This window comes from Bacteroides sp. Marseille-P3684 (genome assembly GCF_900291465.1).
GTDB lineage: Bacteria > Bacteroidota > Bacteroidia > Bacteroidales > Bacteroidaceae > Phocaeicola_A.
In genome coordinates this window covers 3,204,724-3,217,340 of record NZ_LT985808.1, presented here as the reverse complement: position 1 = coordinate 3,217,340, position 12,617 = coordinate 3,204,724, and the positions used below count along the sequence as shown (strand labels likewise).

The following is a 12,617-nucleotide window of genomic DNA, read 5'->3' as shown; positions in this document are numbered from 1 at the left end:
CTAATTGGTTTGTTCTTTCAGTTCGTCCAGTTCCATCGAGGCATTCTCCCATTCCTCCACGGCGGTATCCAGTTCCTTCTTCAGGGCTGTGTGCTGTTCGTAGAGGCTCATGTCCGACGCCCCTTCCGGAGTTGCCATCCGGGTTTCGAGTGCGGCGATGTCCGCTTCCAGCTTTTCGATGCGTGTTTCGCAGTCGGCAACCTGTTTCTCGACCTTGCGGATTTTCTTCGCCAGCTCCTTCTGTGCCTCATAGCTCAGCTTGGCTTCCGAGACTGGAGCCTCTTCCGTCTTGGTGGCAGTCGGTGAAGTCGACAGGGTGGGAGCCGCCAACTGCTGGAGAGAGTCAATCTTCTTCTTCTGCAGGAAGTCGTAGATGCCTCCCAGGTGTTCGCGCACCTGTCCGCCTCCGAACTCATAGACCTTGGTGACCAGTCCGTCGAGGAACTCACGGTCGTGGCTGACGACAATCACCGTGCCGTCAAAGTCGCGGATGGCATCCTTGAGTACATCCTTCGAGCGCATGTCGAGGTGGTTCGTCGGTTCGTCGAGAATCAGGAAGTTCACCGGTTCCAGCAGCAGCTTGATCATGGCGAGGCGGCTGCGTTCACCGCCCGACAGCACCTTCACTTTCTTGTCCGACGCTTCGCCGCCGAACATGAAGGCTCCCAGGATGTCGCGTATCTTCAGACGGACGTCGCCTGTCGCCACGCGGTCTATCGTGTCGAACACGGTGAGGTTCTCATCGAGCAGCTGTGCCTGGTTCTGGGCAAAGTAGCCTATCTGTACGTTGTGTCCGATGGTCAGCTTCCCGTCGAAAGGAATCTCTCCCATGATGCACTTCACGAGCGTGGACTTTCCCTCGCCGTTCTTGCCGACGAACGCCACCTTCTCGCCCCGGTTGATGGTGAGAGTGACATGGTCGAACACCACGTGCTCGCCGTATGCCTTGCGCACATCCTCGCAGATGACGGGGTAGTTGCCGCTGCGCATGGCAGGCGGGAATTTCAGTCTCAGGGCAGAGTTGTCCTCCTCATCCACTTCGATGGGGACAATCTTCTCCAGCTGCTTGATGCGGCTCTGCACCTGTACCGCCTTGGTGGCTTTGTAGCGGAAGCGTTCGATGAACTCTTCGGTGTCCTGTATCTGCTTCTGTTGGTTCTCGTAGGCACGGAGCTGCTGCTCGCGGCGTTCCTTGCGGAGCTTCACGAACTCGTCGTAAGGCACTTTGTAGTCGTAGATGCGTCCGCAGGTGATTTCGATGGTGCGCGTTGTCACGTTGTTGATGAATGCGCGGTCGTGACTCACCAGGACGACGGCGTTGCACCGTGTTGCCAGGAAATTCTCCAGCCACTGGATGCTCTCGATGTCGAGGTGGTTCGTCGGCTCGTCGAGCAGAAGCACATCCGGACGGCGCAGCAACAGCTTTGCCAGCTCGATGCGCATCCGCCATCCGCCGCTGAACTCTGACGTCGGACGGTCAAAGTCGGCACGGCTGAAGCCCAGTCCCTGCAAGGTGCGTTCTATTTCTGCCTGATAGTTCGTTCCACCCATCATGAGGAAGCGTTCGTTCTCGCGGGTGAAACGTTCGATGAGTGCGTGGTAACTCTCTGACTCGTAGTCGGTGCGGTCTGCCAGTTCCTGGTTCATCCGTTCCAGGGCTGCCTGCATCTCGGCGATGTGTTCAAATGCCTTTTCCGCCTCTTCCATGACGGTACACTCGTCGCTCAGCACCATGACCTGCGGCAGATAGCCGATGGTTACTTCACGCGGCACGGCAACCACGCCCGATGTGGGTCGTTGCAGCCCTGCCAGAATCTTCAACATGGTGGATTTGCCGGCACCGTTCTTCCCGACCAGGGCGATGCGGTCTTTCTTGTTGATGACGAATGACACGTCGTCGAATAGCGGGGTGACGCCAAACTCCACCTTTAAATTTTCAACTGATATCACTTCTTGGCTGATTCTATAGTTATTAGCAGGGCAAAGATAGCAGTTTGTCATGAACGGACTGCCATCCGCTGCAAGAAATTTCAACAGCAGTACATATACCCCACGGGGGGAGATGAGAGTTCCCACGGCGTGGGACTCGCATTCCCAACGGCATGGGACTCGCATTCCAACGGCATGGGACTCGCATTCCCAACGGCATGGGACTCGCATTCCCACGGCGTGGAACTCGCATTCCCACGGCGTGGAACTCGCATTCCCACGGCGTGGAACTCGCATTCCCACGGCGTGGAACTCACATTCCCACGGCGTGGGACTTGGATTGCTTTGGTGAGGAATCCGAGAAGAGAGGAATATCCGTCTGTTTCTCCCTTCCGCTGAAGGAGGTTTCTTCTACGGCAAAGAGGGGTTTCGCCTGGCAGAGGATGGGTATGGAGGAGCGGGGAAATACAAAAACAGGAAGAAAACCAATCTGATTTTCCTCCTGCCTGATTCCTTTGCAACGTGGTCCGCTGCGGCTTGGACGTGTGCAGCGGCACTTGCCTTCCTTACTTTCCGAAGGTCGTGTCGATGACCTCGCGTGAGTTGAGCAGCAGTGCGCCCAGCGAGTCGGCATCAAAGGATGCGGCATAGCTGCGCGGCTGCATCTGGAACTCGATGCGTGCAATGCCTTTCTTCAGCTTTTTCAGCATCGACTTCTTGATGTTGTAGTAGGCAAAGCGTTGGTAGGACTGGTAGACGCGGTCCATCTGTACGTCCATGTTCTGCAATACAGCCGTGCCGCCTGATACGCTTTCCAACTCATACTGCTTGCCGTTGGCGAGGGTGAGCACGCACTTGCTGCCGGCAGGGATGGTCACCGAGCTGCCTGAACCCACGACCACTGCCAGTGAATAGAGCACCGTGCCGTCGTAGTTGAAGCCGGCAAGTCCGACATTGACGTCGGTGTCGCCGACAACGCCCAGGTTGATACCTTCACAAATCAGCGTACGTACGCCGTTGCTGCTTGTCTGGTCATAGACTACGGATTGAGCCAGGGCGGGAATCGTGCCCAGCACAAAGGCTACCATGAGTATCCATTTCTTCATCATTGTCATTTCTGTTTTAAGGGTTACACTGTAACAAAGATAGGCAGGTAAAGAGACCGACGATGCTTCGGGTGGCAAATATTTCCTGTTTTTTCAACTTTATTTCAGAATATAATTCTTTCTTTGCAGTGCGACGACGGGCGGACGAGCGTCTGTCTGTGAACGGGAAACATGAAATACCTTATTTATCTATGAAACTGCTCATCATTGAAGACGAAGCCTCCTTGCGCGAACTGATGCAGCGTTCGCTGGAGAAAGAACGATATGTCGTGGAGTGTGCTCCCGACTTCCGGACTGCCATGATGAAAATCGGCACGTACGACTATGACTGTGTCCTGCTGGACATCATGTTGCCGGACGGCAACGGGCTGGCTGTGCTGGAGGAGCTGAAGAAGATGCGGAAGAAGGAGAATGTCATCATCATCTCTGCCAAGGACTCCATCGAGGACAAGGTGACGGGGCTTGACCTGGGTGCCGACGATTACCTGGCGAAGCCGTTCCATCTGGCGGAGCTGAGTGCACGCATCAAGAGTGTCATCCGCCGGAACCATCACGGGGGAGAGAACCGCATCACCTGCGGCAACATCACCGTGGCACCTGACACCTACCAGGTGTTCGTCGGTGAAAGGGAACTGGAGCTGAACCGCAAGGAGTATGACATCCTGCTCTACTTCATGAACCGTCCCGAACGGCTGGTCAACAAGTCCACCCTTGCCGAGTCGGTCTGGGGAGACCACATCGACCAGGTGGACAACTATGACTTCATCTATGCACAAATCAAGAACCTGCGCAAGAAGCTGAAGGCGGCAGGAGCCACTGCCGAAATCAAGGCTGTCTACGGGTTCGGCTATAAATTCACCCGGGAAGCATGAAACTCATATCGCACGTCACACTCCGTCTGTCTGTTGCCGTCACCCTGATACTGTCGGTGTGGGCGGTGCTCTTCTACGTGGCGATGATTGATGAAATCAACGACGAGGTGGACGACTCGCTGGAGGATTACTCGGAGACCATCATCATCCGTGCCTTGAGCGGCGAGCAGCTTCCGTCGAAAGACAATGGCTCGAACAACCAGTACTACCTCGTCCGGGTGGACGGGCACTATGCCATGACACACCCGAGCATCGAGTATGCCGACGAGATGGTCTACATCGAGGAGAAACGGGAGACCGAGCCGGCACGTATCCTGAGGACCATCTTCGAGAATGAGGCGGGGGAGTATTTTCAGCTGGTGGTGATGACGCCCACCATCGAGAAGCGCGACGTGATACACTCCATCCTGATTTGGACGAGCCTGCTCTATGCCACGTTGCTGGTCATCATCATCGTGCTCAACATCTATGTGTTCTACCGGAGCATGCAGCCGCTCTACCGCCTGCTCGACTGGTTCAGGCATTACCGCGTCGGGCAGAAGAACGAGCCGCTCCCCAACCGGAACACCATCACCGAGTTCCGTACCCTCTATGATGCCGCCAACCTCTATGCCGCCCGCAACGAACAGCTGTTCGAGCAGCAGAAGCGTTTCATCGGCAATGCCTCGCATGAGTTGCAGACGCCGCTTGCCATCTGCCGCAACCGTCTGGAGATGCTGATGGAGGATGAGGACATCACGGAGAGACAGCTGGAGGAGCTGGCAAAGACACACCAGACCCTGGAGCACATCACGAAGCTCAACAAGTCGCTCCTGTTGCTGTCGAAAATCGAGAACGAGCAGTTTGCCGACGTCCGTCCCGTCTGCTTCAACCACATTGTGCGCCGCTACCTGGATGACTACTGCGAGGTCTATGAATACCGTGACATTGCCGTCAGCGTCCGTGAAGAGGCGAGGTTGACGTTTGTCCTCAACGAGACGCTCGCCGTGACCCTCGTGACCAACCTGCTGAAGAATGCCTTCGTCCACAACACCGACGGCGGCCGTCTGGTCATCACCCTGACGGCGGACACCTTCTGCATCAGCAACACGGGTGTCCGGTATCCGCTTGACCATACAAAAATCTTCGAACGTTTCTACAAGGGGAGCAAGCAGGAAGGCTCGACCGGACTGGGACTGTCCATTGTCGCCGGTATCTGCAAACTGTCGGGGCTGGAGGTGCACTATGAATACCGGGACGAGATGCATCACTTCAGCATCCGTCAGCAGAAGAAGCCCTAGAAAACAATCAACATCCATGCGGGCATAAAGAGAGAGAGGAATGTCATCACGACATCCCTCCCTCAACACAAACACAATCTAAAAAACTATAATCACCTATCAAAAACAGTTTTACTTGTTTTTCCTTCTGACAAAGATAGGATATTTCGATGAAATACAAACGATGTAAGGAAGAAAGTTTGTTTGGTGTGCTGAAAAGTGTGAATGTGGAAACTCACCGGCGTCCGTCTCCGAAAGAGGGAGCTGTCCCTTTTGGTGTTTCTCGGGAAATGATATACTTTTGCTGTGTCAAGTTTTTAAGGAGAATACACATGAACGGATACACTGCCGACTCGTTCAGTCAAATCTATACGAGTCTGTATAAACGGTCTTTCTATTTTACCAAGTCTTACGTGCACGACGATTTGGTGGCGGAAGACATCACCTCGGAGTCGTTGATCAAGTTGTGGGAGAGGCTGAAGGAGAGCCCGGTCGCCCAGGAGGCTGTCCTCCCCTTGTTGCTGACCATCCTGAAGCACAAGTCTCTCGACTATCTGAAGCACCGGGAGGTGGAGTTGCGTTCGTGCAGTGAGCTGGAAGCCTGGCGGATGCAGGAGCTGTCCATCCGTCTGTCCACCCTCGAAGCCTGCAACCCCGACGAGATTTTCTCCAAAGAGGTGACCCACATCATCCGTCAGACCTTGTCCTCCCTCCCCGAACAGACTCGTCACATCTTCATGCTCAGCCGCTTTGAGAACCGCAGCAACAAGGAGATTGCCGAAGCGGTAGGCCTGTCGGTCAAGAGTGTGGAGTATCACATCGGTAAAGCCCTGAAGGTGCTTCGCGTCAGTTTGAAAGACTATCTGCCGTTGTTCTACTTGTTGTTTTATTATTGAAAGGGGGATTGTCTGCCTTCTTAAATATCAGAGGCGTACTCCTCGCGAGCACGCCTCTGCCTTTTCATGAGCCTTATTTTACCGGAGTGGGTGGTGTGTCGTCCCAACGTCCGGATATACGCAATCTATATAAAACATGATGAGAAATGTCGTTTTTTACTTGCGCATCCAAGCCTTGTTCAGGTCCCATGCGCTGTTGTCGGCACTCACGGCACCGCAGTAAGCAGCTGTGGTGAAGAAGGAGTCGGACAAGGTGGCTCCACCGTCGATGGCTCCGACGAAGTCATTGGATGCAAACGAGGGAATGTTGGTGGCAGATACGCTGTTGTGGTTGCCCTCGGCAAGGAACATGTCCTGCGTGTAGATGCCTTCAGCCGATGAGAAGTTCTGTCCCAGCACGATGTACTGTAATTTCGAAGTGCCGTCTGCCAATGAACTTTCGGTACCCTCGGTCTCCACAGTCAGACAGTTCGGCTTGCCGGTCACGATGGCATTGTAGATTTCAGCCTGAGTACCCTCACGCAGACGGATGCCGCGGGTGCCTTCCGTGCTGTTGTTGCCAATCAGCGTCAGGTTGGCAAGGATGGGGTGGGCGATAGGAGTGGCAGCGTTGTCGTCTCCGTTGTTGTCCGCCTCGATCAGGCAGTCGCCGTTGTCCTTGGCAGCTGTTGTACCACGTTGGTCGGCAACGAGGAACTGCGCCTTTCCGTTCCAGCCTTCCGTCCAGTCGAACGAGTCGTCCTCACAGTCGGTCACGATGAGGTATTTCACATTGACGGAGCCTCCGAAGAACTCCACACCGTCGTCCGCGCCACGGTATACCTGAATGTGGTCGATGGTCGTGCCGTTGCCCACACCGTAGAGTGTCAGTCCGTTGGCTTCCGTTTCTTCAGAGAATGCATAGCCGGCACACTCCAGACGGACGTAGCGCATCGTACCCGAATTGTCGTTGTCGTTTGCCGTGCTGCTTCCCGAGCCGTAGGGGTAGCCGCCGATTTCAGATTTCGTGCCGGTACCCTTGTTGGTATGTGCCTTTCCACAGATGTGTACCCCACACCAGCCGTTGCCTCCCAGCGAAGCACCTTCGGCAGGATAGTTCTCTACGGTCATCACGATGGGGCTGTCGGCAGTGCCCTGTGCATCGATTTTGCCATCCATGGCGACCATGATATAGTCGGGAGTATCGTCGTCGTTCTGAGCCTTGATGGTCACGCCCGGTTCGATTTTGAGCAGACCGCCGGCCTCTACCAGGTATTCACCGGAGAGCTTGAAGGAGTAGCCTTCTTTGAGGATGACGGTCTGTCCGTTCTTGACACCGCCCGTCAGTGTCGCGCCGTTCTCCATCTCCACGGTGGTTGTGTCGCCTCCGCCGGGGTTCTGGCTGTCGTCATCGCTGTCGCTGCATGCAGTGGCGCAGAGGCCCATACTCATCAAGGCTGCCATGGCCCATACGTTTACTTTCATTCCAAAAACATTCAGTTTCATAAGCATTGTAGTTGGTTAGTTTATAAGTTGGTAAGTTTTTAAGTTCATTTCCATGCGGACTCCTATAATGTGTAGCTGATGCCTATTTCGGCATGGGTGCCCGGTTTGTAGGACTCTACGGTGACTTTCTCGCCCGTGTCGGGGACATCCTGACGGAAGCGGGCGGTACTGCCCAGCAGGTCGTTGACTTTCCATTTCAGGGTGAAGTGGTTGTTCATGCGGAAGCTGCCTACGAAGTTGAGCGTGTGGAGTGCATCCTGTTCCACGTCGCCCAGTCCGAAGATACCGACGGTGTGGATGCGCGGGCCCTGCATGTTGTAGACCAGTGCCAGGCTGAGCTGTTTCTCTTCACTCCAGCGCGGAGTGTAGCTGACGTCGGCATTGAGCAGATAGGGCGACGCTCCCTGTAACGAACGCTGGTTCTCGGTGTAGATGCCGTCATTACCCGGCAGCTTTACGTTGGTGTACATGTAGGAGCCGTTGAGTCCCACCCGGAAGTCCTTGAACAGCTCTTTGCGGAACTCCAGTTCGATACCCGCAGCTATGCCGTTGTCTGCATTGCGGAAGGAGTGGACGGCATCGCCGCCTTCAGCCTGCTGGATGCGTTCGATGGGGTCCTGAAGGTATTTGAAATAGAGCGTGGCGGAGAACATGTCGTTGGAGCTCTTCGGGAAGAAGTCGTAACGGAGGTCCACGTTGTAGTTGTATCCGTTCTGTATTTCCTCGTTACCGCGCAGGGAGGTGCTCCCATAGCTGGGGCGGTAGAGGAAGGGTGCCATCTCGACGAAGGCGGGACGTGTCACGGTGCGTGAGGCGGAGAAGCGGAAGCTTTGTTCCGGGGTGAGGTCATACTTGACGTTGAGAGCCGGGAAGAAGTCCGTTTTGTTCAGTTCCGCGGTGCGCGGCGTTCCTCCGTCGGTGTAGTAGTCCACACTCTGGCGCGAGTTCTCTACGCGCACACCGACGTTGACCATCCAGTTCGCCCACGGGTGCAACTCGATTTCGGCAAATCCGGCAAGGATGTCGTGTGCCGCCTGATAGGAGTTGCGTGCCTGCATGTTGCGGTCGACCACGATGGAGCCGTTCTGTACGTTGGCATAGTTCAGGTAGCCGTCGGTATCGTAGATGGTGGTGATGTCGGCATCGAGGTTGTCGAGGTTGTAGTAGAAGTTTGCACTGCGGAAGTCACGTTTCTTGTTCTTGCAGGCAGCTCCGAAGCGCACGAGGTCGTTGTCGTTCCACCGGTAGCTGCTTCGTACGTCGCCCACCAGCTCGTCTTCTTCCAGTTCGCCGAAGTAACGCATGGTCTCCTGTTGATTGAGCAGGAAGAGGCGTGTCGGTTCATTCGTTTCGGGGTCACGGCGGAACATCACCTGGCGGCGGTCCGGTTCGTCGCTGCGTGTCATGCCGTAGGAGGCAGCCCAGTCGAGTGTCCATCGTCCGGCAAAGTCATGATGTCCGGCAAGCTGGTTGTTGAGCAGGCTGTAGGCGTGGAAGACACTGTTGCTGCCCAGCAGGTCGTTGCCTTCAGAGTCGAAGCCGCTGCGGTTCCGGTATTCGTCTTCGGCATTCCGTGCATAGAGGAAGGTGTAAGACAGGTTGTCCGATTCGCGGAAGGAGTAGCCCAGGCTGAGCAGTCCTGCGAGATTGAGCCTGGAGGTGAAGCTGTCGTAGTCGAAGTTGTTCTTGATGTCGCCCTGTTTGTTCATGGTCTTCACGTTGGCTCCGTCGAGTATTTGCGACGAGTGGCTGATGCCGAGTGATGCCATGAGGCTGAGAGCATCCCCGCCAGCAAAGTCCCATTCCTTGGAGCCGGAGAGTGAGCCGCCGAAGTCGGGCAGTGCTGTCTGACGGTCGATGGCAAAGGAAGTATCGAAGGGGTCTGTGCGCAGCACGTCCGTGTTGAATTCCGTCCGGCTCATGTCCCAGTAGCGGTCGTCAAGCTTGTCGGTGGTGAACATCGTCCCCCGCCGGTCACTCCGGTAGAAGTCGCTGCCCAGGGTGTTGAAGGCTCCGCCGACGTTGAAGTCTGCCGTGAGGAAGTCGCGTCCCACACTCTCCTTCGTACCTATATCTATATGCGCTCCCGAGTAGTCGGCGAACGAGCCGACTTCATACACCTTGCTGACGGTGATGTTCTGCACCGTGGCAGTCGGGAAGATGTCGAGTGGAATAAGCTTGTTGTCCGGGTTGGGCGAGGCGATGGGAAGTCCGTTGAGGGTGGTGGTGCTGTAGCGGTCGCCCAGTCCGCGGACAATCAGCTGTCCGGCATCTGCCACCGATATGCCGGTGATTTTGGTCAGACCTTCCTGCACATTGCCTACACCCTTGAGGCTCATCTCCTTGGCGCCCATGTTCTCGATGGCGAAGGAGGCCTGCTGACGTTCCATCATCAGTGCCTTCTCTCCTTCGAGGTTCTTCCGTGCTGTCACCATGACCTCCCCCAACTCTTGTGTGTCGGGGTCGAGCTGTATGTCCAGCGAAAGGTCCTTGCCGTCGAGGCGCACGTCGGGTACCTGCAGGGGGCGGTATCCCACATACGTCACTTCCAGCGTATACGTTCCGGCAGGCAGTTGTCGGAGCTGATAGTGTCCGTCGATATCGGTCACTCCGCCCTGGGTAGAGCCTACCACTTTCACGAGTGCTCCGACGAGTGGTTCACCGGTTGTTTTGTCTGAAATTTGTCCTTTGATGTTCTCGGCATGGAGCGCAGTAGCCACGATGCCCATCCCTAAGATACATACACTTCTTGCAAATGTTCTGATTCGCATGTTGTCTCTGTTATACACTAAGATTTCCGCTGCAAAGATGAGGCTATCTTGTGACAGGGACGCTACACCCGTTCTACGTTCCGTTGGCGAAACGGCTACATTCGCGTGACAGAATGTCCTTCTTTTTCTGTTTTACAACAGCTCTTGAACAAAAAGAAAGCAGATTGCTTTGTCATGCGGCAAATACCGCCTAACTTCGTGACATAAACCTTAAAAAGCAGACTTATGGAATTACCTTTTGCTGAATCATGGAAAATCAAGATGGTGGAACCCATCCGTAAAAGCACCCGCGAAGAGCGCGAACAGTGGATCAAGGAAGCGCATTACAACGTATTCCAGTTGAAAGCCGAACAGGTCTACATAGACCTCATCACCGACTCGGGGACGGGTGCCATGAGCGACCGTCAGTGGGCGGGAATGATGCTGGGCGACGAGAGCTATGCCGGCGCATCTTCTTTCTTCAAACTGAAAGAGACCATCACCCGCCTGACGGGATTTGAATATGTCATCCCGACCCATCAGGGGCGTGCGGCGGAAAATGTGCTGTTTTCTTACCTGGTGCATGAGGGGGACATCGTCCCGGGCAACTCGCACTTCGACACGACAAAGGGACACATCGAGGGACGCAAGGCTACTGCGCTCGACTGTACCATCGACGAGGCAAAGGATACCCAGCTGGAACATCCGTTCAAGGGGAATGTCGACCCGCGCAAACTGGAGCAGGCGTTGCGTGAACATGGCGACCGCATCCCGTTCATCATTGTGACCATCACCAACAACACAGCCGGCGGACAGCCCGTGTCGATGCAGAACCTGCGCGAGGTGCGTGCGTTGGCAGACAAGTATGGCAAGCCGGTCGTGTTCGATTCGGCGCGTTTTGCCGAGAACGCATATTTTATCAAGACCCGTGAGGAAGGTTATGCCGGGAAGACCATCAAGGAAATCACCCGAGAGATGTTCTCTCTGGCTGACGGCATGACCATGAGTGCGAAGAAGGACGGTATCGTCAACATGGGCGGATTCATCGCTACCCACCGTCAGGACTGGTACGACGGTGCCAAAGGCTACTGCATCCAGTTTGAAGGCTACCTGACGTATGGCGGCATGAATGGCCGGGATATGAACGCATTGGCCATCGGTCTGGACGAGAACACGGAGTTTGACAATCTGGAGACGCGCATCAAGCAGGTGCAATACCTCGCTGCCCGTCTCGACGAGTTCGGCATTCCCTACCAGCGTCCTGCCGGCGGACACGCCATCTTCGTCGATGCAACGAAGATTCTTACGCGCGTACCTAAAGAGGAATTCCCTGCTCAGACGTTGACGATTGAGCTTTACTTGGAGGCAGGTATCCGTGGTTGCGAGATCGGTTACATCCTTGCCGACCGTGACCCGGTGACCCGTGAGAACCGTTTCGGCGGTCTGGACCTGTTGCGCCTTGCCATCCCGCGCCGTGTCTATACGAACAACCACATGGACGTGATTGCCGTGGCACTGAAGAATGTCTATGACCGTCGCGAGGAAATCCAGCACGGCGTACGCATCACCTGGGAAGCTCCGCTGATGCGCCACTTCACCGTGCAACTGGAGCGCATCTGAGCCGTATCCGGATGTAAGATATAAGAGAGAAAAAGAACGCGGACTTGCCTCTGCCGACAGCAGGGACAGGTCCGCGTTATCTTGTTGTCTTACGTAGTTCGCTCAGCTCTCCCACGACACATACTCCAGCTTGCCTGCTTCGTCCGTGTTGCCGACAATCAGCTGGTCTGTATATTGCCATCCCGGTGTGTAGTCCCACACGGCGTAGGCATCATCTCCAGGATAAAGTCCGATGCGTTTCAGGGAGAGGAGGGACAGCAACCGTTCTTCGGGTGAGAGGGAAGGAGGCGTCGGAGCCAGCATCTTCTCGAGGATGGAAGAGGGGAGTTCCTTCAGGTGGCAGTCGATGTACTTGCGCACAATGCCCCCTTTCTCAAAATCACGGCGCAGGGCAGTCTCTACCGTCCGTCGGTGCTCTGCCAGATGCGTGATATAATCCTCATAGACTTCCGCCCATCCGGAAGCGTCCGGACGAAGCGTGTAGAAATTCAAGTCAACATACACTTCCTTTCCATCCAACTGGATGCGCGCCCCATAACTTTGTTGGCGGTTTTCTGAATCAATCATTCCTAAATGTGTTACCTGTGTTTTCATGCTTACGATAAATTAGTTGTTTATGTAACAAATATAGCGATTCCCTGAGAAGAAACGAAATTTGGGTTGAAGAATATTTGTGGAACGGCGGAAGAATCCGTCGGGG

General features: G+C 55.2%; 9 protein-coding genes. 4 read left to right on the top strand and 5 right to left on the bottom strand.

Annotation, left to right across the window (positions count from 1 at the left end; translation table 11 throughout):
- Positions 1-1,950 carry an ABC-F family ATP-binding cassette domain-containing protein gene (locus C8275_RS12745; protein WP_106625436.1) on the bottom strand — a complete coding sequence of 650 codons (1,950 nt, stop codon included), beginning with the start codon at positions 1,948-1,950 and terminating at the stop codon, positions 1-3.
- Between the two features lie 545 nt (positions 1,951-2,495).
- Positions 2,496-3,038 carry a hypothetical protein gene (locus C8275_RS12740; protein WP_234395770.1) on the bottom strand — a complete coding sequence of 181 codons (543 nt, stop codon included), beginning with the start codon at positions 3,036-3,038 and terminating at the stop codon, positions 2,496-2,498.
- A gap of 188 nt (positions 3,039-3,226) precedes the next feature.
- On the opposite strand from C8275_RS12740, the gene C8275_RS12735 reads away from it, so the two are divergent.
- The 3 genes from C8275_RS12735 (at position 3,227) to C8275_RS12725 (ending at position 6,062) form a co-directional block, all read left to right on the top strand.
- Positions 3,227-3,907, top strand: coding sequence for a response regulator transcription factor (locus C8275_RS12735; protein WP_106625435.1), 681 nt, complete (start codon positions 3,227-3,229; stop codon positions 3,905-3,907).
- Positions 3,904-5,187, top strand: a complete 1,284-nt coding sequence (locus C8275_RS12730; protein ID WP_106625434.1) for a HAMP domain-containing sensor histidine kinase — start codon at positions 3,904-3,906, stop codon at positions 5,185-5,187. Before C8275_RS12735 ends, C8275_RS12730 begins: the two co-directional genes overlap by 4 nt.
- A gap of 311 nt (positions 5,188-5,498) precedes the next feature.
- Positions 5,499-6,062 carry an RNA polymerase sigma-70 factor gene (locus tag C8275_RS12725; protein ID WP_022384656.1) on the top strand — a complete coding sequence of 188 codons (564 nt, stop codon included), beginning with the start codon at positions 5,499-5,501 and terminating at the stop codon, positions 6,060-6,062.
- Between the two features lie 156 nt (positions 6,063-6,218).
- Here the strand turns inward: C8275_RS12725 and C8275_RS12720 are convergent, their stop codons facing one another.
- Together C8275_RS12720 and C8275_RS12715 are read right to left on the bottom strand one after the other, a co-directional pair.
- Positions 6,219-7,553, bottom strand: a complete 1,335-nt coding sequence (locus C8275_RS12720) for a hypothetical protein (protein WP_106625432.1) — start codon at positions 7,551-7,553, stop codon at positions 6,219-6,221.
- A 56-nt stretch (positions 7,554-7,609) separates the two neighbouring features.
- Positions 7,610-10,318 (bottom strand): TonB-dependent receptor, encoded by a 2,709-nt coding sequence (locus C8275_RS12715; protein WP_106625431.1) that lies wholly within the window; start codon positions 10,316-10,318, stop codon positions 7,610-7,612.
- Between the two features lie 225 nt (positions 10,319-10,543).
- Here C8275_RS12715 and C8275_RS12710 point away from each other — a divergent pair, with 225 nt between their 5' ends.
- Positions 10,544-11,917 carry a tryptophanase gene (locus tag C8275_RS12710; RefSeq protein WP_106625430.1) on the top strand — a complete coding sequence of 458 codons (1,374 nt, stop codon included), beginning with the start codon at positions 10,544-10,546 and terminating at the stop codon, positions 11,915-11,917.
- Between the two features lie 102 nt (positions 11,918-12,019).
- On the opposite strand, the gene C8275_RS12705 is transcribed toward C8275_RS12710, so the two are convergent.
- On the bottom strand, positions 12,020-12,484 hold the full coding sequence (locus C8275_RS12705; RefSeq protein ID WP_157948269.1) for a DUF2004 domain-containing protein: 465 nt from the start codon (positions 12,482-12,484) through the stop codon (positions 12,020-12,022).
- Positions 12,485-12,617: the final 133 nt, after the last annotated feature.

What these genes read in the sequence shown, in the direction of transcription:
- C8275_RS12710 (WP_106625430.1), top strand. Translation starts at nt 10,544, where the DNA reads ATGGAATTACCTTTTGCTGAATCATGGAAAATCAAGATGGTGGAACCC.
- C8275_RS12730 (WP_106625434.1), top strand. Translation starts at nt 3,904, where the DNA reads ATGAAACTCATATCGCACGTCACACTCCGTCTGTCTGTTGCCGTCACC.
- C8275_RS12740 (WP_234395770.1), bottom strand. Translation starts at nt 3,038, where the DNA reads ATGATGAAGAAATGGATACTCATGGTAGCCTTTGTGCTGGGCACGATT.
- C8275_RS12725 (WP_022384656.1), top strand. Translation starts at nt 5,499, where the DNA reads ATGAACGGATACACTGCCGACTCGTTCAGTCAAATCTATACGAGTCTG.
- C8275_RS12705 (WP_157948269.1), bottom strand. Translation starts at nt 12,484, where the DNA reads ATGATTGATTCAGAAAACCGCCAACAAAGTTATGGGGCGCGCATCCAG.
- C8275_RS12735 (WP_106625435.1), top strand. Translation starts at nt 3,227, where the DNA reads ATGAAACTGCTCATCATTGAAGACGAAGCCTCCTTGCGCGAACTGATG.
- C8275_RS12720 (WP_106625432.1), bottom strand. Translation starts at nt 7,553, where the DNA reads ATGCTTATGAAACTGAATGTTTTTGGAATGAAAGTAAACGTATGGGCC.
- C8275_RS12715 (WP_106625431.1), bottom strand. Translation starts at nt 10,318, where the DNA reads ATGCGAATCAGAACATTTGCAAGAAGTGTATGTATCTTAGGGATGGGC.